The sequence below is a fragment of the Paenibacillus mucilaginosus 3016 genome (assembly GCF_000250655.1).
GTDB classification, from domain to species: domain Bacteria; phylum Bacillota; class Bacilli; order Paenibacillales; family NBRC-103111; genus Paenibacillus_G; species Paenibacillus_G mucilaginosus.
In genome coordinates, this window is sequence record NC_016935.1 from 5726939 (window position 1) to 5752582 (window position 25644).

The window sequence follows — 25644 nt, forward strand, 5'->3', positions numbered from 1 at the left end:
ATATCGTCAGAAGGGCGTCGTATTGTTAATTTATCCCTTAGTATACCCGTTTCCGATGTTTTCCCTCGTTCCCGCATGGCCCTCGCCCGCCAGCTCAAGATCGGTTACGGCCCGGCGCATCTCCTCCAGCACGTCGGAACTCCGCCATTCCTTCGCATAGCCGAGGCAGGAGCAGATCAGCTCCGTCCGGTGAAACGTCAGCCTTTTGCGGTAATGCACGTGGCCGCACACCGCATAGCGGATGGAATCCGTATGCCGGGCGATCAGGTCCGCATAGGCTTCGCTCCCGAGGAACGCGTTGAAATAGCTCCACGTCTCGTTCGGCAGCGGGACAGTAAAATGCCTGTGCGGCACCGCATGCGTGACAAGGAGGATGCGGCTCCCCCGGTGGGCTTCAAGCTGCGCTTCGAGCTTCTCCACGAAGTACCGGTGCATCTCCGGAGCCGGACGGTCCCAGGGGGCGAACTCCCTGTCGTTCCAGACTCGGCCGCCGTACTCCATTCTCAGGAACTCCTCCTGCGTGAACCGGGGGTCGCCGAGCGAAAAATCATACCAGCCCAGATCGCCGATGACGACCCATTCCGCGTTCACCCGGTAGGGTCCGCGGGCCAGATTGTGGGGATAGTCCAGCAGGCGGTTGTAGATGTCCCATGTCCCGAGCTGCCGAGCATGCCGGTTCCAGACATCATGATTGCCGGGAACCATCAGGCAGGGAAGTCCCGTGCGGCGTTCGATCTCGCCAAGGGCCTCCAGCGTAAGACGGTAATCGCTGGAAAGGTCGCCTGCGATCAGCAGCAGACCGGGGCTGCGCTCCTGCACCACGGTACAGAGCGCGTCGAGAATGCCGGCCGCGGCGGACGGCGGATACGTATCGATATGCAGGTCCGAGACCACGCTGATTTTCATGAATGACCTCCCGAAATAGGATGGGCGAAGGATATCCGCCCGATGAAGGTTAACCGTTTTTTCTTAATGACAACCGGGGAAGCGTTCAGTACAATGGAGATTCGGAGTCCTGTCGACCAGATCAACGGATTCGCCTTTCTTTTAAGACAACGCGCGTTTATAAGAAATAGAAGATGACAAGAGGCGAGACCCGGTAAGATATACAATCTTGTATTTTTAAAAAAAGGGGGGATCCCCATGCGCCCGATCTTGCTGGGCATATTGGCCGCTTTCTTCTTCGCCTTCACCTTCGTGCTCAACCGTTCGATCTCGCTCTCCGGGGGCTCCTGGATGTGGAGCGCCTCGCTGCGGTATTTCTTCATGGTGCCCCTGCTGCTGCTCCTCGTCGGCCGGCACCATCTGAAACCGCTGTGGGCGGAGATCCGGAGAGCCCCCGGCGCCTGGCTCCTGTGGAGCACCGTCGGCTTCGGCCTGTTCTACGCCCCGCTGTGCTTCGCATCCGACTACAGTCCCGGCTGGCTTATTGCGGGCACCTGGCAGATCACGATCCTCTCCGGCTCGCTGCTAGCCCCCCTGTTCAAGCAGGAGAAGGACGGCGTGCCCGTCCGCGGCCGCATTCCCTGGGGCGGTCTCGGCTTCTCGCTGATCATCCTGGCGGGGATCGTCCTGATCCAGGCGGAGCACTTCTCCTGGGAGGACCCGTCCGCCCTGTGGCTCGGCTTCCTGCCGGTGCTTCTCGCCTCGTTCGCCTATCCGCTCGGCAACCGCAAGATGATGGACGTCTGCGGCGGCCGGCTCAGCGCCCCTCAGAGGCTGCTCGGCATGACGCTGCTCAGCCTGCCGTTCTGGCTGCTGCTGGCCGCCGGCGGGTGGGTCCAGTCGGGCCTTCCGTCCTCCGGGCTGGTCATGCAGTCCGCGCTGGTCGCCGTGCTGTCGGGGATCATCGCGACGGCCCTCTTCTTCCAGGCTACGGATGCGGTCCGCGGCGATATGCAGAAGCTGAGCGCCGTGGAAGCGACCCAGTCGCTCGAGGTGCTGTTCGCCGTAATCGGCGAAGTGATCCTCCTCTCTGCGCCGCTGCCCGCCTTGTGGGGCTGGCTCGGCATGGGGCTGATCTGCCTAGGCATGGCCGCACAGAGCTTGTGGACCGTGCGTGCCGCACGCCGGTCCAAGCGCCTCACGCCGCCTCTCTCGGGCTGAGAGGGAGGAGCGCGGCAAGAAGGGCGGCGAGCCGGCCGCGTTCATCCGGACTGGGCATAGACCCTGCCCCGGCTCCCGCACACAGCTCTGCAAGCAGCATCCGTTCTCGCTGCCCGCAGGGCTCATTTTCTTTATATTTTCGACAAAAGGTTGGAAATTCCTTCCTTCGTCTGCCCGTTTCATGACAAAAAAGCGCGGAATCCCGGCTGCCTTCCCTCTCCATCCCCCTCGCTCGTGCAAACGTGTCGGTATGGAATACAGGCCGCCGGCCGGCGAATTCCAGGCGCCTCCAGACTTCCTCTCCTTGCAGCGCGGGTCGATGTCCGCCCAGACACCCCGGCCCACGTCGTCCACAAAAAAAAGAAAGCACGGAAATCTCCGTACTTCCTTCTCGGCTTCCCCAACGGCTGCCTTGTTACACCGCTTCTTCCCCCGGGATTTCGGCGGGTCCCCCCGGGTTCACCTCCGGGGGCGATTCCGGCCGGATCTCCGGCGTTACGGCCGGCACGATTTCCGGCGGCTGCTTCGGGGTGATCTCCGGCTGCGTCTGCGGCTGGGGAACGATCTCCGGCGGGGAAGGCGTCGCCGGAATTTCCGGCTTCTCCAGCACCGCGCGGGCTCCTTCATTGTTCCAAGGGTTCTGCATGGACAAGCACCTCCTATGGCTTCTTCCTTTTATTTACCCGAAACTTGGCCTGCCTACCCGCCTTGACGAACCTGCCGTCCGCCGCCGTACCTGTCTATGAAGCGAATACGAAAAAACCGCCCGGTAAATCCGGACGGTTCTCCGACGTGCTTGGCCGTATTCTAGGCCGGAATTGCCGGGGGTGCGGTTCAAGCTACCCTTCTCCGGACCAGACGAACTTGTCGGGCAGGGTTTTAATGATCTCCTCGTACTGCAGCGCAATCGAAATCTCGAGGATATGTACGGGATTGCGGTGCGCATAGGCCAGCAGCAGCTCCTTGATGAATTCATCTTCATTCAGCTTCATGCTGCGGCGGATGAGCTCCATCATGGCTCTCTGGTTGCGGATATTAAGCTGCTCGATCTTCTCGACAGCCAGCTGTATCTCTTTGTCCATCGTCAGCTCCTGAGTCCTGTTCTAGTGGAATGCTAAGCCGCCTGAATCTTCCTCATAGTGTTCGTCGGAGGCCTGGAATTTCATAGTATACGTCTCTCTCTCCGAACTTTCAAGACGGCAGGCCGCCAGCCTCCGGCATCGCCTCGGCGGCTTCACGCAGGAGCACCTCGACCAGCTGTGAAGCGGGCAACGCTCTGGCCAGGCGGTATCCCTGTCCCGCCCACAGGGACATGGCCTCCCCATCCCCGCAGTCTCCCCCCGCTTTGCGTATGGGCCTGGTAAGGTGGTGCAGCTGCGGGTAAGCCGCAGGGGCATCCGGGTATTCCCGCATGAACCGGTTCACCAGCCCGCGGGCCCGGCGTCCGGTAAAAGCCCTCGTCAGCGCCGTCGCCGCGTATCGGCCGTCCGTCAGTGCGGCCCGGTGCACCGCATGCGTCCCGCTCTCCGGGCAGAGCAGGAAGGCCGTGCCGAGCTGCGCCGCGCAGGCTCCCTCTCGCAGCACCGCCGCCACATCGGCCCCGTGCATTAAGCCGCCGGCAGCGATCAGCGGCACGGCAGCCGCCTCGCGGACCTCCCGCAGCAGCTCCAGCAGGCTCTGCGGCTCCCGGTCCGGCAGCGCATTGCCGAACGCGGCCTGGTGCCCGCCGGCCTCCGAGCCCTGCACACACAGTGCGTCCGCCCCCGCTTCTGCCGCGGTCACCGCTTCGTCCCGTGACGTTACCGTAACGACGACCGTGGAGCCCGAGGCCTGCAGCTGCTTCACGACCTCGGAAGACGGGCAGCCGAACGTGAAGCTGACCACCGGGACGCTCAGCTCCCGGAGCACCTGCAGCTTCCCTTGCCAATCATCATCTTCGTACACCGGCCGTCCGGGCTCTACGCCGTACAGAGCAGCTTCTTTTCTCATCCGCTCCGCGTAAGCAGCAAGTGCCGCCTCGTCCACGGCATCCTCTCCCGGCACGAACAGGTTCATACCGAACGGCGCATCGGTCAGCTTCCTCAATGCCCCGATCTCCGCCCGCATGGCGTCGGCCGTCTTATAGCCTGCGGCCAGGAAGCCCAATCCTCCCGCATTCGATACGGCGGCCGCCAATGCCGGCGTCGATACCCCTCCGGCCATTGGAGCCGCAATGATCGGATGGTGCCATGTCATCTTCATTGTATCCGCTCCCTTCTTTCCGCTTGGTTGCAAACACTGTTACCAGTGTAATACGGGAGCCGCTGCCTGTACAACAGCGCCCTGTGGCAAGTCGTATGTCGCCCTCCGCCAAGGTATGGCTTCCCCATTGACATAGAAGTGAAGCCCCTTGCCAGCCCTTGTTCACGAGATCTGTTTTCTTTCCTTCCCCGGCATGGTTCGGGTAGCCAAACGGACGGATGAATCCTTGATTTGCTGGCTGTACCAAGGTACGGCCTAAGTGAACCGGCAGAATATCCATGGAAACAAATATATTTTAATCAAGCTTGATCAAACTTCCCCGTCCTGATGCCATAATACACTAGTAAAGGCTCGCCGGTTGGTCATATGCGATGAAAAACATTGTAAAAGCGGACTATGCGGCATATTGCGGGTGTTTTATGATGAAAACCATCGCAAAAGGAAGCAAAGCTTCCATTGGGAGGGGGATATGCAGATTATATGATGCGAATCATCATTTCATCGGCTTTTTTCAGCGGCTCCCACGCATCATCTGATCAAAAACATCCTATGGTGCAGCCCCGATCAAAGCCAAATAGAGGGTTTTGACCGTCCCTTCCAACCGAGCCGGGTAGCTGCCCCAGCACCCGCCCTAGCGCTAATTAATGAAGTGTTAAAGTTTAAGTTGTTTGGTTGGCCGCAAAAAGCATGCTAACAAGTATATTGCATACACGCTTACATGTCCGCTCACTGTCAACGAAAAAAGACGCCTCCCGGCGCCTTCTATCGCTTCCTTCGGATCACAAAGGCTTTGTCCGCACGGTCAAAGCCGATCTTCGGATAAAACTCCACTGCTCCCGGAGCGGAAAGCAGTACGTAGGATACCTCTTCCCCGAGCTTGTCCCGAAGCAGCTGTACCATGCGGCTGCCGACCCCCTGCCCCTGATATTCAGGGTCAACGGCCAGATCGGAGAGGCAGCAGCAGAACGCATAGTCGGTCACCGCCCGGGCGACCCCGACCAGCCGCCCGCCGTCCCATGCCGTCACCGTTTCGTCCGCTCCGTCAATCATGCGCTGCAGGCGCGCCGGGTCATCGACCGGCCGGGTCATCCCCGACCGCCGGAACACCTCCGCCAGCTCCGCCGCCGTCAAAGGCGCATTCATGCGATACTCCACCCCATACGCCCCCATTCGTCCTGGCCTCTTCATTCGCACTCGTTCTCCCGCGTTCGCAGAAGGGCTTTTTTCTCCCTCAGCTCATGCCGTCCAACCCGCTTCTTCCGATACCAGCTTCCATACACCCGCCTGCAGTTCCAGCACAAACCGCCTGCCCTCCGCCCCGAGAGCCGTCTTGTACAGATAGGCGTCGACGACCAACCGGCTGCCTTCCACTTTCGTCTGCTCTAAGCCGAGCAGCACGCCCTCAATCGCGTTGTTCCCTTCGGTGTTCACCCGGCCCTGCCTCTTCAGCTCCTCCAATGACGCCTTCAGGACCGGGACCCGATATTCCCCCAGCTTGCCCAGCAGAGCTGTGAACTGCTCATTCTCCAGCCTCTCCAGCCCTCGGGGATCGACGGCGATATAGGCTCCCGGACCCCCCTGCTCCTTGTTCCCATCCACAAGCGAAGCAAAAACAAGGCCGTAGGCCGCATCCAGATTCGGGAGATTCACTCCCAGCTCCTTGAAGGCGACCTGTTCCCCCGTCTCCGCGTGGAGTACAACTTCCGTGCGGGTGCCCCCCGGATCAGTGCCCGTCACTATCCACACCGGACCTTCCACCGCTCCAGCCGCATCGCCGGCCTTCCATCCATGTTCAACCAGTTCGGCCTTCCACACAACGCCCTCGGCATCCGGGTCCGCCAGCTTGGCCAGCTCCAGTGCCACCGCCTCCGCCACATAGCTTCCCGCACGGTCGATGTTCACTGTCCTGGTACTCTCGTCGTATTCCACCTTCAATCCGGCCTGCTCGGCTACGAATCGGATCGGCACATACGCATGCCCGTTATAATTCAGGCTGACGTACTCCCCGCCCACCTGCGCCAGCTTTCCCCCGAACCGGTAGGCCGCGTCAAAAAGAACCGCCTGCACCGAGTCCGCTGCCGAAGCCGCCGTACCTGCGGACAATGCCGCCATCAATGTGATTCCTGCAATCCATCGCTTCATGTCTGTCTCTCCCAGTTATGTAATCCAATCCAACAGCTTGGCCGGCTCCTTCAACCGCTCATATCCCTGAATGCGTGCCGCCATCGCCTCCGGAACGTACCAAGCCGCCGACTTCTCCGCCCCCCGCTCTTCGAGCATGCGCTGCAGTGTCTCTTCCGTATATGCCAACCCGCGGTGGGTGCCGATCTCTCTGAGCACCGCCGGATAGTCCGGGAATGCCCCAGTCATTCTCCGGCCGATCCGCGCATTCCACTCCTGCCGGAACTCCCGCTCTGTAAGACCGATCCGACTCCGTCTTTCCGGGTTGGCGGCTCGGCGGACCTTGCGTACCCCGCCTGCGTATTCGGTGATCAGAGTCTCGAACAGATCAAAGAAGACCGCTTGCACTTTCGTCACAGGCTCTCCCCCTCCGGACCTTGGCGTCCCTGACGAACAGGCCGCGCCTTCTATCCTATTCCCTATTCTACTTTTTGTAAATAAGTGGAACCCTTTTCGCTGCCCGATACAGAGTGCCTCCATCCTTATGCCCCATCTCTCTTGCAACCCCCACCCCTTCCCCACCGTCATACAAAAGAAACCGCTGCTCTCTGCCGCAGCCCCAACGGAGGTGAAAGCATGTTCTATGCTGCTTTCTGTCTGATCTTCATCATCACTTGTGCCGCCCTGCTCCGTAAGGCTCATGTGCCTTATGCTTGTTCTGCAGCCGCCGGATTGGGCCTGGCCCTGGCTCTTTTGGCCTCCATCGCACTCGCCCAAAACTACAACTACAGCAGGATCCCCGGCATTCACGACGGGCTCGGAATCTCCAATATCGTCGCTTACTGGATCATCGGGGAAGACTTCTGGTCCCACGAGAGATTTAACCGTGCCTTCGAAGCCTCCCTCCTCTGGACACTGCTGGTTACGGCTGCTGTACCGGTGGTGATCCTGCTCGAAGCCCGCTTCCGCCGCAGAAGCGAATAAGTTCGCATGAGAAAGCCCCGGCTGCCATTGTATGGTTCGATCCACTGAACGAGGATGAAGCCAGGGAGGAAGGGACCGTGTCTCAACAACCATGCGACACCGCCAAATTGTAGAATAATGTCGAACAAACTCTATGATTCGGGCCTTTCAGCTGATATAATAGCTTGGAAATGATAGCCAAGGAGGCCCATGCATTGAAACGATATACCTTCTGCCTCACTTTACTCCTCGCCGCTTCCTTAACCTCACAGGCGGATGCGGCCGTCGTGCTGCCGCCGGAGGCGCAGCAGTCCTATGCCCGGACCGAGCTTCAGGAGCTGGCCGACCGCGGGGTGATGCCGGATGAGCTGCTGGCTCGTCCGCAGGAGGCGATCAGCCGCGAGCACTTCATCGGCGTGCTCGCAAGGGCGCTGTCTCTTGAGCTGGCTCCCCTGCCTGCTGAGCCAACCTTCACGGATATGCCGGCGGACCATCCCTCTTATCCTTACATCGAAGCCGCCGTGAAGGCGGGTCTGGTACAGGGCGTAGGAAGCGGACGCTTCGGAACGGGACTGCCGCTGAACAGGGAAAGCATGGTGGTCCTGTATGTGCGCGCGCTGGGTCTGCCGAGCGGCGGCAAGGGCAGCCAGCTGACGTTCACGGACAAGGACGCGATCTCCCCGTGGGCACTGGATGCGGTCGGCGCCGCGGTGGAGTACGGACTGATCTCCGGCTTCCCGGACCATGCATTCCGGCCGCAGGGCATCACGACCCTCGAACAGGCCGCTTCCGTCACCGCGCGGTACCTCCGGTCGGAAGATACGGCGGCGCGTGACAAGGAAAAAGAGGAAGCCACGGACCCTTCGCCTGCCCCGGCCCAGTCCGGAACGGGCAGCGGCAGCCCTGCTTCCGGCGGAGCCTCCCCCGCCCCCTCCTCATCAGGCGGAGGAAGCGGCAGCCCGGACTCCTCTTCGGACGATGACGATGACAATGATGCCGGTGACACTCCCGCGTCTCCCCAGCCTTCTCCGGATCCGGAGCCTGCGGCGGACGTTGAAATCATCCAAATTTATTAAAGGAGTCCCTCTCTTATGACACCAAGACGTCTGCACTCCCTGCTTTTATCCGCCTTCCTGGCCGGTAACCTGCTGCTTGGGGCCGCTGCCGTCCCTTCTTCTGCAGCGGCGGCCGAAGAGTACATAGCCTGTGCTCCCGCCGAGCAGGATACGGTATCTGCGCAGGTGTATGACGGCAGCAGCGACCCGCTGCCGCAAACCGATCTTGAGGCGGTGCGGAAGTGCCTGCAAAATACATATCTGTACGATATCCCTGATGAGATTCTGCAGCTGGACTCGATTCAGGAGATGATCGCTGCGGTCAAGGAGCGCTTCCACGATCCCTATACGAGATACGTCACAGCCGAAGAGTATGAAGCCTTCCTCGATGCCATTAATCGAGAATACGGCGGGATTGGCACCGTTCTGGATGGCGCACCCGGGGGAGTGTCCATCACCTCCGTAACTCCGGGCTCACCGGCTGAAGAAGCCGGTCTGCTGGCCGGGGATCTTATTACGGCTGCGGATGGCGTCCTGCTCGCCGGCATGCCCGTATCGGAAGCGGCAGCCCTCCTCAAAGGCGTTCCGGGGACCGTCGTGGATCTGACCGTTCTGCGGGACGGCCACCCTTTGCATGTGGGAGTCACCCGTGCCGTCATCGACCTGCCCCAAGTAACCGGGGAGCTGCTCGACGGGCATATCGGTTACATCCGCATAGCGACCATGGGCAACGAAACGACGGAACAGTTTCTGGCCGCAGCGGACCAACTGGCTGCGGAAGAAGCCGACAGCTATATCCTGGATCTGCGGGGGAACGGAGGCGGATACATCCTGCCCGCGTTCGAGATTGCCGACTTCCTGCTTCCTCCCGGCAGCCGGTTAATCGGCTTAGGCTCCAAGCTGGACACCCTGTATCTCGACTCCTCCACCGGGCCCTTGTGGGATCCCGGCAAGCCCGTCCTTCTGCTGGTTGACCGCAATACGGCAAGCGCAGCAGAGATTCTGACCGCTTCGCTTCAGGATAACCATGCCGTATACACGCTGGGGGAGAACACCTATGGCAAGGGTGTCGGTCAATCCAACGTTCCGCTGCCCGAAGGAGGGATGCTCTTCCTGACGGACACGGAATTCATCCGCGCCTCCAGCGGCGAAGGCTATAACCATACCGGCCTGCAGCCGGATCTGAACCTCGCCGCTCTGCCGGCGGACGATTGGCTTCGGATTGCCGCCATGCTGCTCCATCCCGAGGCAGGCATGAAGGACGGCGACCTCCGGCTCCGGCTTGGAGACCAGGTCATCGAGCTCTCGGGCGAGAGCCTCCGGCAGGAACAGAATACGGCAGCCTTCCGCCATCTGCTGCAGAAGGCGGAGACCGATTCCGTCGAGCTCCGCAGCGGCAGTGCCTGGATTGCGGCCGGGGATGAAGCGGTCGAGAAGCTATGGCCGCTGTACTACCCCGGCTTCAAGGATATGGGAGCCATGGAGCAGGTGCCTCTCGACAAAACGTTCCATGTCGTCTTCTCGCAGAGCATGAATCCTGACTCTGTCACACCGGAGCGCGTACGGCTGGTCGAGAAGGAAACGGGGCATGAGGTGCCTGTAACGGTGGGCTGGAGCCGGACGGACGAGCTGCATATCGTTCCCGCAGAGCCCTTGACGGCAGGCACCGCCTACTGGCTTGCCGTTCAGCCGCCAATGCAGTCCGCCGCAGGAACTCCGCTGAAGAGCGGCGCCGTGCTGGAAGTAACTACAGTGGACTGACCAGGCTTCAACTAAGCTAGCCTGCTCACCGTCCTACACGAACGATGCGCGTCATAAAGTGCGTTATCCTTTCCGAAACTTCCAAACCAAACACCCCTCGTCTTCCGGACGGGGGGTGTCTTTTGCTTCAGAGCTTCTGCTGCCCTGATTTTTATACAGCATACCAAAACAACAGGGTCCCGGCACCGACCCCGCCAATCATGACGGGGAGCGATACCCGCTTGTTCAGGAAGCGGACCTTGGCGCTCATCTTGGCCAGCAGGTAATCCGCCAGTCCGATTCATGAATTCCCCCTCCTTCCCTCGCCCTCCCCCGATTATACCAAATATTGGATGGAAATGTCCGATAAAAAAGCCATTCCCTTCGAGGGAACGGCTTACGGTAACCCCCAAACTCTCCAGCCCGATCGGCAGTAGGGAGTTTGTCTGCACTCGGTCAGAGGAGACGCGGCTGCGGCATCACGCAGTCCGACCGGACCGGCTGCCCGTCAGGCTGTCTCCATCCGTGTGCGGCTGATGAAATCGTCGATGGTCATTTCGGCCGAATACACCTTGCCGAGCAGCCCCGCGGCCTCCCCGGAGTGGTAGTCCGCGCCGAGCAGGCGGACGACTTCCTTTTCCATCTCCATGATATCCGCAGACAGGTGATCTATGTAATCCGATTCGAGACCGGAACGCTTCGAGTCTTCCAACAATTGTACGGCGGCAATGAGAAGCTCCACCGCCGACCTCGCGCTTGCTTCGATCATGGACATCCACATGGTGCCATCCCCTCTCCCCTGTTCAGCCGCGCAGCAGCTTTGCTTGTATAAGCCCACTATACACCGGGCTCAAGGGGACGGCCTATGACGGTTGTTACATTTTCCTATATCAGGAAATGAAGAAATCCTCCCCAGGTCAAGACCCCGTCGACCGGTAATAGCGCACGCCGACCAGCCAGACAAGCAGGCAGGGCAGCACGAACACAGCGCCGCCCAGGGGCATCAGCATATACAGCAGGGGAGGACCCTGCACGCGGTCCAGAATGAACAGGAGCGGCAGGTAGCTTACGCAGCCGAACGGGATGATGAAGGTGAAGAAGACCGTCACCCATTTTTGATAAATGTTCAGCGGATACTGCGCCATCTCCCGGCCCCCGTCGGTGAAGATATTGGCGACCTCGAGGCCCTGGATCGTCCAGAAGCACAGCGTGGCGGCCAGCATATAGATCCCGGTGAAAATCAGCGTGCCTCCGACGATCATCAGCACGAGCGTGAAGGCTTTGGCGGCCGTCCATGCCACAGGCAGGCTGCTTACCGCCCATACGAGGACGATGGCACTCTGTACAAGGCGGCCGATCCGGTTGAATTCGAACCGGGAGCCGAGCACCTGAACCGCCGTGCTGCGCGGGCGGACGAGCAGGCGGTCGAACTCGCCCCCTCCCACGAGGGACGAGAAGGAGTCGAAGCCGCGGGCGAAGCATTCGCTCAGCGAGAATGCGAGATGGATGACCGCGAAGCAGAGCGCCGCTTCAAAGAAGCTCCACCCCTGCAGCTGCCCGAAGCGCTCGAACATGAGATACAGGCCCGCGAAGACGGAGAAGGGGATGAAGAACTGACCGAGCGTCAGCAGCCAGAACGAAGCGCGGTACTGCAGCTGGGACCGGAAATGCAGCGACATGTAGCGAAAATAGATCATATACCTATCACCCTCCCTGTACGACAACTTGGCGGAGCGCCCGCCGCAGAAGCAATCGGCCGGTGCCGACAAGAAACGCCAGCCAGCCCAGCTGGATCAAAATCCCCCAGAGCGCTTCGTCCGCCGGAATATGGCCCGAATAGACCCGGAACGGCAGGTCGACCGCCCACCGGAACGGGAGCACATACGTGATGGTCTGCAGCCACTGCGGCATCAGCGGGATCGGCATAATCATGCCCGCAAAGAATTCGCCGGCTACCGAGACCATCAGGATGGAGCCGGTCGGCGACAGCGTCCAGAAGACGGAGATGTAGATCAGCATCGAAACCGACACCACGAGTAGCAGGCCCAGGGCAAGGGTGATAAGGAAGAGAGCGAACGCCCCCGGGGATTCGGGCAGAGAGAGCCGGTAAGGCTCCGGCAGGAAGAAGACGATGAGCAGAATCGGGAAACAGCGGAGCAGCGCACTGGAGAGACGCTGGGCGAGCAGCTTGGCGAACCAGAACGGATAGATCCCGCACGGGCGGCACAATTCATAAGCGATGCTGCCCCCGGTGATCAGCTGGAAGATTTCGTTGTCCCGCGCCCACAGCATGATGAAGGCAAGGAAGATCTGCTGCAGCCAAATGTATGCGACAATGTCCTGGAGGGAGATCGGAGCCTGCACGGTGCTCCCGTTATAGAAGGCGATGTAGACCATGATGAAGATGAGTCCGAAAAACAGCTGCGTGGCGACACCGGCCAGCGCGGCGGCCCTGTACTGCAGGCCGTTCAGAAAGCGCATCCGGCACACCGATACATACGCCCTCATACCTGGTGCTCCTCATACAGCCTGAGGATCAGCTCGTCGACCGGCTTCGTCTCCACCGACACATCAAGCAGCTCCACCTCTTCGGAGAGCCGGGAGATCACCCGGTCGATCCGCACGTGCTCCGTATCCATGCTGTAGACCGCCCGCTCCGGTGTCCAGGAGAGCCTGAGCGTTCCCGGAATCTCGACAGGCTCGGGGTGCGTACGGAAATCCGCGGTCAGCGTCCGCTGGGTGCCGAACCGTCCCCGCAGTTCATCCAGCGTCCCGTCGTAGAGCAGCCTGCCTCTGCCGATCATCAGAATCCGGTCGGCCAGCGCTTCAATATCGCTCATATCATGGGTCGTGAGGATGACGGTGACGCCTTTCTCCTGATTGATCGTCTTGATAAACTGCCGGACCGCGATCTTGCTGGCTGCATCAAGCCCGATCGTCGGCTCATCGAGGAACAGGATCTTCGGATCATGGAGGAGCGAAGCCGCAATCTCGCAGCGCATCCGCTGCCCGAGACTGAGCTGCCTTACAGGAACATGGAGGATATCGGTGAGCCCGAGGGTCTCTGTCAGCATATCCAGATTGGCCCGGTAAACAGGAAATGGAATGCTGTAAATATCCCTCAGCATCTCGAACGAATCGATCACCGGCACATCCCACCACAGCTGCGAGCGCTGTCCGAACACGACCCCGATTCCGCGGACATAGTCCACCCGGTTCTTCCACGGCGTGTAGCCCATAATGCTGCACGTCCCCCGGTCGGGAACAAGAATTCCGCTCATGACTTTGATCGTCGTGGACTTGCCCGCTCCATTGGGGCCGATGTACCCTACAATCTCCCCTTCCCGGATCTCAAAAGAAATCTCCTGAAGCGCCTCCACCACTTTATACTCGCGGGCGAACAGCGCTTTGAAGGCCTTGCCGAGCCCGGCCGCCCGCTTCGCCACCCGGAACGATTTGCCGATGTCCTTCAGCGTAATCACGGGCTCCCGATTGATGTTCATCCTGTTCAATACTGCAACCTCCTTCAACTGCGGTTTGGAATGCTAAAAAAATATATCCAAAAATGGAAAGAAAGTATAGACTTATAATCATCCGCGTGTTATACTACTATTATAAGAAATTGAGTTTCACCCTCATGAGTCGGTATTCAAATCTTATTTTTTTCGAAACAGCATTCAAATTTTTGGTTCTTTATTTGTTGACCTCGGTTGTTTTAATGGTTTATTTATATCGTTAATGATAAGTCGTGCAGGCTGCATCAGCAGCTGCCCGGCTTTTTTTAATGTTTGGAGGCCCCCCCTTTGGTTCCGGTTTGGGACGGATGGCGGGGATCATGCCAAAAACCCCCTTCCGTTGGAAGGGGGTTCCCTGCATCTCCCGGCTCAAGCCGGTTCACTTACTTCTTCACTTACAAGTCCTGGCTCAGCCGCACCATATCAAACAGCTGCATGCCGTTCTCGTAGATCGGTTCGCTGTAGTGCCTGACGAAAAAATCCCGGTCGATCCCGGTCATGCGGAAACCGCACTTCTGGTACAGGGCCAGCTGCCCGACCCCGGTGCTTCCCGTGCCGACTTCAATGGTGCGGAAGCCGAGCTCCCTGGCACGGGCAACGGCATGCAGGACCAGCCGCTTGCCGATCCCCCGGCCCTGATGGGCTTCATCTACCGCCACATTGACCAGCTCGGCCGTGTCCGGCCGGGTCGGAAGGAGCACATAGACTCCAACGACCCGGCCATCCTCGCCGTGAGCGGTATAACACTCGCCGCGGACCGTGTACTCTTCCACCAGCTTCCGGGAAGGGTCCGCGAGGAGCAGCAGCTTCATCGGGAGCGGCTCCCCCGCTCCCACCTTGCGTATATCCATCCAGCCTGTCCTCCTGACGTTCCGCTCCGTCGCCCCTCCGGGGCACTTCCGGCATCCTCTCTGCCGGGCCGGCGGCCATCTTTCTCTTGTCCTCTTACTCCTCCACCGCCCGCCCCATGTCCAGGAGCTTCCGGACGGTCGCCTCATTGCGTGTGGTTGCCATGACCTTCAGCTTCGCCTCGAGGAAGTTATTCGAGAACTGCGACTTCCCGTACGAGTCCCGGCACAGAATATAGGCCACGTCGCCCACGATCCGGTAGTCATCCGCCTCGCTGGCATAGGCCTGCAGCGTCTCCACGGCCGAAGGCTCCGGAGCCTTCGCGAGAAAGGAATAATACCGCTTCTCCCCCGTCTCCTCCTGCGCCGCACCGACACTGCCGGCCGCGAAGGGATTGCCGCGCAGAGCGGCCTCGAGCTCGTCCGGGGTCTTGACGATCACCCCGACCTCGAAGCCGTACTTCAGCTTCAGCGCGGCGGAGATCCGCTCCGCCAAGGCCTCCTGAGCCCCGGCAGCCGCGGAGTACACGGCATTGCCGCTCTGGATATACGTCCGCACCTGCTGCAGCCCCATCGATTCCAGCAGGCTGCGCAGGTCCTCCATTTTAATGATCTTTTTACCGCTGACATTGATGCCGCGCAGCAGTGCAATATACACGGCCATCCCGACGCCCCGCTTTCCTGGCAGATGATATTCCTGGCTTTACCAGTATAGCATGATCAGCCGGAAAGCGGCTTCTCCGGAATCCACACCGGCCCGCCGAACGATTCGATCCGGTACCATACGTCGCCCTGCGGCGATGTCCACTGCTCCAGCGCCCGGACCTGCTGCAGCCGGAAGGTTCCCGCTTCGTGGCTTACTTCCCCCGTCAGCGGAAACCGGTACGCCCTGGTCTGCGGCGTAAGTGTAATGACCGCTTCCGAGGGCACGATCCCTTCAGGCCGCTCAAGCAGGGCACGGTTCAGGTTCACCCAGGCGGAGCCGTCGGCCGTCCTCAGCTTCACCCAGCCTTCGTAGACCTCGTCCGCCGGGTACATTCCGGGCTCCAGCCAGCGCTGCGCCGTCCCCTCCTCTTCCCCGCGGCCGGCGAACGCCCGGGCACCGGTCGGCAGCTCGACCGGCGCGCCGTTTAGCAGGAACCGGTTCCGCTCCTCCTGGGTCAGCGGATCGGGGCTTACCCAACGCTCGCCTCCGTCCGCCCCCTTGTAACGGTACCATGCAGACGGACCGTCTTCCCCGGGCAAGACAGCCACGGAGACCGGTTGAACCCAGGGCTGCCCGATGCGCTCCCCTGCGCCATCGGCGGCGTAAGGGTACGGATAGCTGAGCTCGGTGCCGCTAAGCTTGACCGGCACGATATAGGGCCGCTGCTCCACCTCCTCCGGAATGACGGGATTCGGAATCCACTTTGCTCCGAGCGAGGTGGAGATCCGGTACCAGGTCCCGCTTTCGGCCACCATGCTGCTCGCGGTGTGCGCGTCCCGGGGCGTGTAGGCGATCGAGGCGGTGATCACGACCGGCTGCGGGCCCAGCTCCTCACCCGCTGCCTGCTCCGCGTCCGGCTCATCGTACAGCTGCACCTTGTGCACGAGGGTCCCCTGCCGCTCGGACGGATCGAGCCGGCCCTGCATCACGCCGCGGTCCCACGCGATCCATTTTCTCCCCTCCGCCGTCTTGACGGGAATCCATGGCTTACCGCCGTACAGAGCCAGACATCCCGGCTGCAGCGGGAGGCAGTCCACCTCCAGCTCCTGCAGGGCGGGCAGCACGCCTTCCGCCGGGCCCGGCTTCCCCTGTTCGTCCCCGTAGAGCCGGGTATCCGCTGTGATCACCACTTCCTGTGCGGCTATCGATGTATCCTGCCAGCCCGCCGGTCTCCTCGCCGGACACGATGCCCGGCAGCAGCAGGAACAGCGCCGCAGCCAGCCATCGGACGCTTTTGGACATGTCGGTCCCACCTCTTCTGCTTTAGAGTCTTTAAGATGAGTTAACCGCCGCGCCGCCCTCCAGAAACATCCGAAGCGTGTATGGGCATGACCGGGAACCCGAACATGACAAAAAGGACCAGAGCATCCTGGTCCTAAAGTCTATACGATCCGTTCTCTCTCGTTCATAGGGTCGGCGGCCGGGGCCGGTTCGTGGATCTCGAACTCCAGCAGGAGACAAGTCCCTTTGGAAGACGTATGGATCACAACATGATCGGATGAAGTGCACATCAGCGAGAAGCCTCTGCCCAGAGAGCGTTTGCTGCTGTAGCCGGAAACAAGAATGGTTTTGGGCAGCTCATGCAGAGGGATTCCGGATCCTTTATCCTGAATCAGCACCTGCAGAACCCCACCTTTCTGATGCACCGATACTTTTCCCTGATTGGCGTGCTTAATCATATTGGTTACCCCTTCAGTGACGGCAAGCTTAATGCTCATTTGTTTCTTGGTATCCTGCGGGTGCCATATGAAATCACAGACATAGGCCCTGCTCAAGGGAACGTCTTTTCTTTCCACAACATCCATAGCTCCGAGAGGCGTACCGAGATACTCCAGCACCTCGTTCTCGCTCAGATGAATGCTGATTTTGCCGTGGGACAAGGTTTCGATGATATCCTGGTAGGAACGCATGGTGTTCAGATGAAGCTTCTCACGGTAAATAAGCAGAGGAGTAATATCGATAATGAAAATGCGCACCGCCGCAGGGTCGTAGAAAAAGTGACTTTCGTAGGTGCAGCCGCCGTATTCCATAATCTCGTAGAAGCTTTTCTCCCTTTCCTTGGAGATGCCGGCAATCATGCCGATCTCGTCAAGGGGCAGATCCAAGCCCTCTCCGGACAAGGTACCGTCCGAATACTCCAGCATGTACGTTTTGCCAATATAGTTGCTCTGCTCCGCCTTGCTCGGTTCATAACCGTCCTGATCTTGCGGAAGCTGGGGGGTGACAGGGCTAATCTGCTGCTCGGCGCCCAATATACGGCGCAGATGGGAGATGCGTTCCGGTGTAATCCCATCCAGCAGTGCCGGATCCAAAGCCTTTCCGGACATGGACCTCAGCATCTGATGCACTTTCTCATCGGAAGAAGTGGTCTGCATGAGGTGATCCAGCTCGTTGCACACGGCAAGGATTCTGGATTCCAAAGGAATGCCGGTGCCGGTCAATCCTTCCGGATACCCCTTTCCGTCATAACGTTCATGGTGGTGCTTGATCCAAAGCGCAATATGCTGGTCTTCAAAAAAAGATAGAATGATGTCATGACCCAGCTTCGAATGCTCGGCGTATTCGGCTTCCTCCGATAACGATAGAGCCCCTCTTTTTACGAAGAGATGGGGGGACAAAAAGACTTTTCCGATGTCATGGACGATGGCGGCATAGACCAATTGATTCCTCGTTTTGAGCGGGTAGGATAAATGAATCGACAGCTCCTCACAAATCCGGCCCACGCGTTTGCCATGACCCTCCATATGCTTCGCCAGTTTGGATTCATAGAGCTGGATAAACTCTTCGATGGTCTTTTTCCTGAGCTCAGCCTGCATCAGATATTTCCTGGAAAAGAAGATGATACAGACAGCCCAAAAGAGAAAAAACAAGGTTTCCTGGGTCATGCTGATCCAGTTCAGGTTGTCCATGAGGTGCGGGACGATCAGCGTGCAAAGAATCAATGGAAGAACGAGCTCCATCAATTTATTGCGAATGTTCCAGAAAAAAAGGCGCCCGGTACACCGTCTTCATCAGTCCGGCGAGCAAAAATACGTGGACAGCCTCAAAGACCAGCGTAGTCATAAAAATCTGAAGGTGCAGGGGAAGGGATTCCGCATACAGCAGGACCTTGTGGGCCGCAAAAGCACTTGCCCCAAAAATCCCATAGATCGCGAAGGCCCGAAACCAAAGATATGAATCCGCTTTGGAAGAAAAGCGGTCTTTCAAATAACAAGCGGAGACACTGACAAAAATCCCGAGCGAAGAGGCTTCCGGCCCGAAAGCGACCAATAAGAGAATCATGCCAATGATGCTGCCGCTGTATTGAGTGCCGCTGAGCATGCGGACAGGAAATACATCCAGTACGGCGATCAGGATCAGGATCGGAAATACCTGAAGGATCGGCACGGCGGGAACAGCTGCTCCGATCCAGGTCAAGAAAGCTAATCCCAGAATGCATAACATGGAAGTATACATGTTCTTGATGTTCATAAACTCTCTCCTTTCCTGCCTGATCGTCAGCTGCCGCCTGGGTCACATGCTTTCAGGGCCACAGAGATGTCGCATCATGGTCGCCTCATGGTCTCATGATTATTCTTTTTAACGAACATTCCGGCGTGCCTTTACTACTCAAAAACCTCGGGTCCCAGAATCTCCCCAATTTGCAGCAGCTCGAACACTTCATTGACTTCCGGCCGGATATGCTGAATACGGACCTTGACTTCACCTTCCTGAAGCGTCTGCACGAGTTTGATCAGAAGACCGATTCCCGAAGAATCCACGAAATGCACCTCGGAAAAATCAATCACGACGGCTTTATGCTGGGATAGAGCCGGCTGCACCTCATCTTCCATGACTTCCGTTCCGTCGATGTCGATATCTCCGATAAACAGGATATGAGCGGTTTCTTCCTTGACTGTAACATGATACTGGAACACAGGATTTCCCCCCTAATACAGTAATAAATTGCCGTTGGAATCCAATCTGGCGTGGACGCTCGCCGTTTCCTTCTCAAAATGGTGCGTTTTGGGTCCGATCCGCAGCACGGTATTCTCCATCACTCTTCCGATCCGGATCTCCGAATCTTCCGGAACATGAAGCTTCGTCGTACTGCCGCCGTTAGACCCGGCTTCTACCGCCCGTATGCCGCCCCGCGCATAATACTCGCCTCCGCGGAGAAACTCCTTGGCTTCGAAGTGTCCGTAACAATGGATCTGGCTGTTATAGCACCCCTTGTTTGCCCGGACGCTGCCTTCGCAGTAAATGGTGCTGTTATGCGCATAAGCAATCTCACAATAAGGCTGGTCGTCAGCGGTCAGTTCCCACACTTCCAGAAGCTCATCGATCCATACGATGAACTGTTCCAGGTCCTGCACGTCGCTCAAGGTACCGGACTGCTGGCTCGTGAAGTTCTTCCTGATTCTCTCGGCGACCTGCAGCAGCTCGGGCTCCGCGCTGCGTTCCTCCTCGGAGATCAGCGCCAGAAGCCGGGTGAACGTGATCTGAAGATCCTTAAACTTCCCCTGCAGCAAAAGATGAAGCAGCGGCCAGATCCCGCGCTGCCCGTAATCCGTTGACTTGAATGCACTGGCTTGGCCGACCTGAATGACCGCGGCCTTCATCAGCTTTAATTTACCGGAGACCTGGCGCAGCAGCGGCAGAGCTTTGGCTGTCAGCAGACTTCCGGCTCCGACAGTGATTTGGCTGCTGATGACATTGGCCGATACCACTAGTGAATGTTTGGCACGAATGTCGGCCATATTGACGTTGCCTCTTACGATAATCTCGCCTTGGGCGGAGACCTTCATCCCGTCTTGTACCGAACCGAGGATTTCCAGATCACCCTGGAAGTGAATGTTGCCGGATTCCAGGTCTACATCCGTACCGTGAACCATTTTGGGTACGATAAGAACGTCGACAACCAGCCCCCTCTGCACAATCTTGGGCTTCCCGGGCTTTGTTGAGAGGGCCTTGGAATCATTCTCAATCAGCGTCATCCCCTCTCCCGCCCTCAGTTGAAGCGGGTGAACCGGCTCCGGCTCCACTTTTTGGCCGGTGACGTCGATCCCCGGAGCACCGGGAACCGGAGGCAGCAGGGCCCCGATCAGAACGCCTTCATCTACGGAAGGAAACTCCTTGATTTCCCGGTGATCGATCGTGCCGTCGGCCCTTACCTTCGGAGCTCTCGTTCGGTCGGCATCCGCATCAAAGAACCGCTGAAATTTCCCGTTCTCGCCCGGCTCAGGTTCCTTCCCTCTGGCGATGGTATAAGTGCCTCCGGAAGATGAACGGCATGCTTCGGTGATCTCGTCGATCTGGATACCGAACTTCACACCCCATCGATCCAGCTCTCGAAGGATGTCTTGACTTTCGGTGCGGATCACCGATTTGATTTCTTCCACGCTGATTTTCAGGTGAGCGGCCGGAGGCTGGTCCTTAAGATAACGCGATATATGGAAGCCGGGCTTGATCTCCAGTACGACTGCCATTTTTCGGTCATCCATCGAGAGCTTCCACTGGGGCTCCTGAAATTCATCATCCAGCTGAACGGTGAATACCTCCTTCTCCGCAATCGTTGTTGTTTTGTCGACGGGGGCGCCGTTCTTGAATAACTGGATTCCTTCTCCCGCTGTGATCAAGGGCATCGCCCCTTCCGCATCGCGGCAGTGGATCTTCCCTTCTTTGACCCAAGCTTTCCCAAGCTTATGAGAATCCTCAGCAGCAGGGGGAGCCGCGGCATCCAGAAGCGTATCCAGATCCAATGTTTCGAGCCGTTCCCTCAGATCAGGTACGGCTGCTTCTTGCGGCACCGCTGTCTTTCGGGTCACCTTGACAACGGCTTGCTTGGAGCCTATGCCGAAGAGACCGCGGCTTTCCGTTTCGATAATCTCAATGGTAACATCCTTCTTCTCGGCATCCAGCAGGTCCAGAGCGAGCTCGACCGCATCCTTTACCGTCTTCCCGCGAGAAACTATACTCTCACCCATACCGCAACCACCGCCTCATCAAAGTCCAAGCATTGTATATATGAAGCCTGTCTGCAGCCCTCGTTCATTGTTCCACTTCTTTATAGGATTAGCAGTACGATGTTCACCTTAGGATGTGAAGCGTAATCGACACTATTTCTTCGGCATGATCGGGAGATACTAAGATAGTAGATGGATGGATATGATGCAGATGTCATCGCTTTTCCTGTCTTTGATCAAGGCCATCCGCTCAATGAAATCCTCATTGCTCTTGATCTTCATCTGGCTGACGAAATATTCGAGACGCATGATGCTTTTGGCCAGCGAAACACCCGGCTTCTCCACCAGCCCATCCGTATAGAGCAGGATCCTTGCGCCGCTTTGATAGGTTAATTCTCCTTTGCTGTATGCCGGATTTTTTTTAATCCCGATCGGAACCGTCGTGCTTTCCAGCCGGATGATTGGATTGGCACTGCCATCCATGAGCATACCGGGAGGATGACCGGCGTTGAAATATTCGATGGTTTTCTTTTCCGTATCGATCAGCAGGTAAATGGCCGTGAAATAAATCAGCTTCTTCGTTCCCCCGAATAACATCAGCATTTGCTGGTTCAGTTCCTGAAAGATCGAAAGGGGATCTTGTTCCTTTTTGATCATCCCCTCCAGCATGGACCTCACCGACATGGTTATGAGCGCCGACGACAATCCGTGACCCGACACGTCCAGGATGAGTACGGCATACTTGTGCGGGGCAACCTTAGTCCAATAATACATATCGCCGGACACCTGATCCGATTCAATGTACTTGCCACGGATCTCGATTTCGTCATTGATAATGGGGGGACTCAGCACGGAATTCTGCACCAGCTTGGCCAGCTGCAGCTCCCTCTCCATCTTCTTGTCCTTCGCTATCCCCGAATCCATTTCTTTCTTCAGCTTTAATGCGGATTTCACCCGGGCCAGCAGCTCGTATTGTTCAAAATCTTTTTGTATAAAATCCATCCCGCCGGCGTTGAAGGCGCTCTGCAGTTGATTTTTGCTTGCGGTCACGAAGATAACGGGCAGGTCCTTGTACCTCTCCTGCCTCTTAATGATCCTGCAAGCTTCAACCCCATCCATGACGGGCATGACGATATCCAGCAGGATCAAATCAATCTGGGCCCGGGCCTTACCCGGCTTACCGTCTTCAGAAATGCCCAGGATCTGAAAGGCTTCGGGAGCAGAACCGGCGGTATAAACCTTGGTATATCCGGATTTGGTCAGCGTGTCTTTAAATAATCGCAGCATTAGCGGGGAATCATCAACGATAAGTATACCTCCCATGAAGCCCATCCTTTCTACTATCTGCAATTATTCTTTACGAATTATTTCTTCGTCATTCTACTCCGCTGTGGACATGTGTAATGTTTGCTAGTTTGTTACTAAGAAATAGAAGAGAATCGAGCCCGGGTGAGATCTGCATTCTGATAACTCCATAAAAAAGAGAGGCACCTGCTCCAACGCGCAGTGCCCCTCTATCGTAAGGTCTATGGTCTGTACTTATACTTGATTTTTACCGTACGGACGGACGTATTGCCCGCAAGGTCCACCGCGCGCACCATCACTTCATTATCACCCTTCACAAGGGGAAGGGGGCCGCTCTTAAATTTCCCCTGAGCGGTGGGGAGGCTGACCGGCGCTCCGCCGTTGTGGGTCAGGGTAACCGTACCCCCGCGCAGCTCCTCGTTCACGCTGCCGGAGATCACCGCTGTGCCCTTATCGGAGCTGCGGTCAACCGGATCCAGCGTGATCTTCGGCGCCTTCGTATCCTGTCTGCTGTCGGCAGGATCGCCCTGCACGATGCCCAGACCGTTCGTCCCCACATACACGCGTCCATACACCCGCGGATCGCCCGTAATCGTGCGGTTCGCCGAACCAAACTGGTGCGCATCGTCGTTGATCCGGGTCCACGAGGCGCCGGCGTTGTCGGAGCGGTAGATGCCGTACTGGCCGCCGATCTTGGCGTAGGAATAGACCGCCATGTAGTCCTGCCCCGGCGCCGCCTTCCCGAAGCCGACCGTCGCCGCTTCCTCCACCCCCGCGACCTTAGTGAACGTCCGGCCGGAGTCGGTGGAACGCCACAGCCCGTACGCGCTGACCGTATCGGAGTTGTCCTTCGCCGCGCCGAGCCAGATGTCTCCTTCTACCCCCGGCACCGCTTTGAAATGGCTTGTCAGCTTAGCCGGCAGGCCGGATGCCGCCGATGCGGTGAACGTGGCCCCGCCGTCCGTGCTCACGTAGAACGTTCCGCCGGAGAAGCCGTAGAACTTCAGCGGATTCACACGGTCGGACGAAATGTGTGCTCCGGCAGGAATCCCCTTCGAAGGCGTCCATGTCGCTCCCAGGTCGGTGGAATAGCTTACGGGCACCGGGGCCTCCGGTGTTCCTCCCTGCGGACTCCAGAGGAGCACCGACCCGTCGGCTCCCACGGCCGCATATCCGCCGCTTGTGCGGTCCTCCGCTCCCGACACCCACGCGTTCGCTGCAGGACGCCATGTGCGGCCGTTATCCGTGGAGACGCCCATTCTCGGTGCGCTGCCGTCGGCATTCCCGACACGGACCACGATATCCGGGTTCTTCTCCGCGTAGTCGAGGTCGGTACTCGTACCGAGGTACGGATTCGTGATCATCTCCGGCGCCCGGTTCAGATCCTCATGCCGGAAGCCGCCGATGTCGCCCATGGCGCTGAGCAGCGGCGCGCCGGACGGCGGGGAGACGAGGCCCAGTATCGCGGTCTCCTCGATGCCTTCCGCCGCGACGCTGATGTTCACCGTGCCGCCCTTGTCCAGGGCGGTCAGATTTTCGCTGCTGAACAGCGTGGCTCCCGTCCCGTACATCATCCGGTCGGAGTTGAACGGGTCGATCTCCAGGTCCCCGATCATCCAGCCGAGCTTCGGCGCAATCTCAGGAAGCTGCTTCTCCTGGCCCCAATCAAGCCAAGGCGAGAGAGAGTAATCGATCGTGAACCGGTTCTCGCGGACCGGATCCTTGGCATAGTCCAGCGTCCAGAACGGCTTCCATGTCTCGCCGCCGTCCGTACTGCGGTAGATGTGATCGTCCGGCCACCATTTGTTCATCGTGGCGACCATGAGCGTATCCGGATGCTGCGCATCGACCGCCAGGCCCCCGTAAGGGCTGTCCGTGCTGCCCGTCGGGGAGATATCCTTCCAGGCGCCCGTCTTCGTATCGAGCTTCCAGACCGCGCCCCGGCCGCCGTTGTAAGGTCCTGCGCCTTCATTGTAGGTCACATACAGGTTCCCCTGCCCGTCCAGTACGCCGTGATGCGGCAGGAAGCCCTGCTCCGGCTGTCCCGGCACCGCTTCCCAGGTCGCGCCCCCGTCCGTGCTGCGGTAGATGCTCCGGTTCGTGTCCGCCACGCCGACGTAGATCGTCTGCGTCGTCTTCCCTTTGGTCCCCGTCTTCGCGTCGAAAGTCACCCAGGCCACGCCGACGAGATCTTGGTAGTCGTCCACATAATTGCCCACCGCCGTGAAGCTCTCGACCCGGCTCCAGGTCTCGCCGTAATCCGTGCTGCGCCACAGTCCGTTGCCGCTGCGGGCGCCGAGATACAGCACCTTGTTGTTGTTCGGGTCCACCGCCAGACGCTCGCCCATGGAGCGGCCCGGCATGTTGCCCCCCAGCTTGAAAGGCAGCTCGGTCCGCTTCCAGGTGCGGCCCTGGTCCTTGGAGCGCAGCAGTATCCCGTTCATATCGGTCCAGTCGTTCGTGTAGGTGCCTGCGGCGACATAGAGCCTGTCCGGATCAACGGGATCGGTGGCCAGACTCTCCACACCGAGCATATTCCACTCTTCGAACGAGACGGAATCGAGCAGCTGAATCCACGTTTTTGCCGCGGGGTCCCACCGGTAGGCGCCCCCGATGTCCGTTCTCGCATAGATCAGGTCTTTCTTCGAGGGGTTATAAATGATGCCGGGCACAAAGCCCCCGCCGACCACCTTTACGCGTCCCCATTCGTAGGTTTCTTTCTTGTAGGTTTCTTTCTTGTAGGTTTCTTTCTTTTTCCCCTTCCCCTGCGCCTCCGCGGCACTGCCTGTTCCCGCCAGCGAAAGGGATAAAGCGCTTACCAAAATCAAACCGAGCCACTTCTTGGACATAAGTCTCCTCCTCTGACTGCTTTGTTCTGAGCAAGCCTGCTCACAATCTTTATCCGGTCCGCCTCCTCATGCTGCTGCGTAAGCGCTTACTCTTCTTGGGCGCTGTTCCGGTTGATCCGGTCCGGCCCGCCTCTCTTCCGGCCTCCGCTCCTATTGTAACTTCCCGCCTCCCGCGCCAGTACCCCGCATTTTAAACGAAAAATCATAGCAGAATTAGCTGTTGCCCATAAGGGGGCCTGACGAAAAAGGG

At 58.7% G+C, this 25644-nt stretch carries 24 protein-coding genes; 4 read left to right on the plus strand and 20 right to left on the minus strand.

Features of this window, described 5'->3' with window-relative positions; translation table 11 throughout:
- Positions 1–30 precede the first annotated feature (30 nt).
- Positions 31–906 (minus strand): metallophosphoesterase, encoded by an 876-nt coding sequence (locus tag PM3016_RS23340; RefSeq protein ID WP_014371187.1) that lies wholly within the window; start codon positions 904–906, stop codon positions 31–33.
- A 237-nt stretch (positions 907–1143) separates the two neighbouring features.
- On the opposite strand from PM3016_RS23340, the gene PM3016_RS23345 reads away from it, so the two are divergent.
- Complete coding sequence (locus PM3016_RS23345) at positions 1144–2106, plus strand: DMT family transporter (RefSeq protein ID WP_014371188.1); 963 nt, start codon at positions 1144–1146, stop codon at positions 2104–2106.
- 415 nt (positions 2107–2521) lie between these two features.
- Here the strand turns inward: PM3016_RS23345 and PM3016_RS23350 are convergent, their stop codons facing one another.
- From PM3016_RS23350 to PM3016_RS23375, 6 genes are all read right to left on the minus strand, one after another.
- Positions 2522–2752, minus strand: coding sequence for a hypothetical protein (locus PM3016_RS23350; RefSeq protein WP_014371189.1), 231 nt, complete (start codon positions 2750–2752; stop codon positions 2522–2524).
- Between the two features lie 193 nt (positions 2753–2945).
- Positions 2946–3188 (minus strand): hypothetical protein, encoded by a 243-nt coding sequence (locus tag PM3016_RS23355; protein WP_013919056.1) that lies wholly within the window; start codon positions 3186–3188, stop codon positions 2946–2948.
- Between the two features lie 109 nt (positions 3189–3297).
- Positions 3298–4347, minus strand: a complete 1050-nt coding sequence (locus tag PM3016_RS23360) for a nitronate monooxygenase (protein ID WP_014371190.1) — start codon at positions 4345–4347, stop codon at positions 3298–3300.
- A 762-nt stretch (positions 4348–5109) separates the two neighbouring features.
- Entirely contained in the window at positions 5110–5517 is a 408-nt protein-coding gene (locus PM3016_RS23365) for a GNAT family N-acetyltransferase (protein ID WP_014371191.1), read from the minus strand.
- A 66-nt stretch (positions 5518–5583) separates the two neighbouring features.
- Entirely contained in the window at positions 5584–6489 is a 906-nt protein-coding gene (locus tag PM3016_RS23370) for a stalk domain-containing protein (protein WP_014651937.1), read from the minus strand.
- Between the two features lie 15 nt (positions 6490–6504).
- Entirely contained in the window at positions 6505–6885 is a 381-nt protein-coding gene (locus tag PM3016_RS23375; protein ID WP_014371193.1) for an HAD family hydrolase, read from the minus strand.
- A 219-nt stretch (positions 6886–7104) separates the two neighbouring features.
- Here PM3016_RS23375 and PM3016_RS23380 point away from each other — a divergent pair, with 219 nt between their 5' ends.
- From PM3016_RS23380 to PM3016_RS23390, 3 genes are all read left to right on the plus strand, one after another.
- Positions 7105–7452, plus strand: coding sequence for a hypothetical protein (locus PM3016_RS23380; protein WP_013919062.1), 348 nt, complete (start codon positions 7105–7107; stop codon positions 7450–7452).
- A gap of 194 nt (positions 7453–7646) precedes the next feature.
- Positions 7647–8507 (plus strand): S-layer homology domain-containing protein, encoded by an 861-nt coding sequence (locus PM3016_RS23385; RefSeq protein ID WP_014371194.1) that lies wholly within the window; start codon positions 7647–7649, stop codon positions 8505–8507.
- A gap of 15 nt (positions 8508–8522) precedes the next feature.
- Positions 8523–10247 carry a S41 family peptidase gene (locus PM3016_RS23390; protein ID WP_014371195.1) on the plus strand — a complete coding sequence of 575 codons (1725 nt, stop codon included), beginning with the start codon at positions 8523–8525 and terminating at the stop codon, positions 10245–10247.
- A 487-nt stretch (positions 10248–10734) separates the two neighbouring features.
- Here the strand turns inward: PM3016_RS23390 and PM3016_RS23395 are convergent, their stop codons facing one another.
- From PM3016_RS23395 to PM3016_RS23450, 13 genes are all read right to left on the minus strand, one after another.
- A complete protein-coding gene (locus PM3016_RS23395; protein WP_013919066.1) occupies positions 10735–11007 on the minus strand; it encodes a hypothetical protein in 273 nt (90 codons plus the stop codon).
- Positions 11008–11143: 136 nt separating this feature from the next.
- On the minus strand, positions 11144–11923 hold the full coding sequence (locus PM3016_RS23400) for an ABC transporter permease (protein ID WP_013919067.1): 780 nt from the start codon (positions 11921–11923) through the stop codon (positions 11144–11146).
- A 7-nt stretch (positions 11924–11930) separates the two neighbouring features.
- The gene (locus tag PM3016_RS23405) at positions 11931–12734 is read right to left on the minus strand and encodes an ABC transporter permease (RefSeq protein WP_014371196.1); all 804 of its coding nucleotides are present in this window, start codon (positions 12732–12734) and stop codon (positions 11931–11933) included.
- Positions 12731–13729: an ABC transporter ATP-binding protein gene (locus tag PM3016_RS23410; protein ID WP_277714050.1), complete on the minus strand. Its 999-nt coding sequence runs from the start codon at positions 13727–13729 to the stop codon at positions 12731–12733. Before PM3016_RS23410 ends, PM3016_RS23405 begins: the two co-directional genes overlap by 4 nt.
- 407 nt (positions 13730–14136) lie before the next feature.
- Complete coding sequence (locus PM3016_RS23415; RefSeq protein ID WP_014371198.1) at positions 14137–14592, minus strand: GNAT family N-acetyltransferase; 456 nt, start codon at positions 14590–14592, stop codon at positions 14137–14139.
- Positions 14593–14686: 94 nt separating this feature from the next.
- Positions 14687–15253, minus strand: a complete 567-nt coding sequence (locus PM3016_RS23420; protein WP_014371199.1) for a DUF1697 domain-containing protein — start codon at positions 15251–15253, stop codon at positions 14687–14689.
- 56 nt (positions 15254–15309) lie between these two features.
- Positions 15310–16422, minus strand: a complete 1113-nt coding sequence (locus PM3016_RS23425) for a hypothetical protein (RefSeq protein ID WP_014371200.1) — start codon at positions 16420–16422, stop codon at positions 15310–15312.
- A 255-nt stretch (positions 16423–16677) separates the two neighbouring features.
- A complete protein-coding gene (locus PM3016_RS23430; protein WP_238540303.1) occupies positions 16678–18111 on the minus strand; it encodes an HD domain-containing phosphohydrolase in 1434 nt (477 codons plus the stop codon).
- Between the two features lie 148 nt (positions 18112–18259).
- Positions 18260–18766, minus strand: coding sequence for a hypothetical protein (locus tag PM3016_RS40145; protein WP_238540304.1), 507 nt, complete (start codon positions 18764–18766; stop codon positions 18260–18262).
- A gap of 134 nt (positions 18767–18900) precedes the next feature.
- Positions 18901–19212, minus strand: coding sequence for an STAS domain-containing protein (locus tag PM3016_RS23435; protein WP_014371201.1), 312 nt, complete (start codon positions 19210–19212; stop codon positions 18901–18903).
- 12 nt (positions 19213–19224) lie between these two features.
- Positions 19225–21261, minus strand: coding sequence for a FapA family protein (locus tag PM3016_RS23440; protein ID WP_014371202.1), 2037 nt, complete (start codon positions 21259–21261; stop codon positions 19225–19227).
- 159 nt (positions 21262–21420) lie between these two features.
- Positions 21421–22572, minus strand: a complete 1152-nt coding sequence (locus tag PM3016_RS23445) for a PP2C family protein-serine/threonine phosphatase (protein WP_238540305.1) — start codon at positions 22570–22572, stop codon at positions 21421–21423.
- A gap of 194 nt (positions 22573–22766) precedes the next feature.
- Complete coding sequence (locus PM3016_RS23450; RefSeq protein ID WP_014371204.1) at positions 22767–25394, minus strand: xyloglucanase; 2628 nt, start codon at positions 25392–25394, stop codon at positions 22767–22769.
- Between the last annotated feature and the right edge of the window lie 250 nt (positions 25395–25644).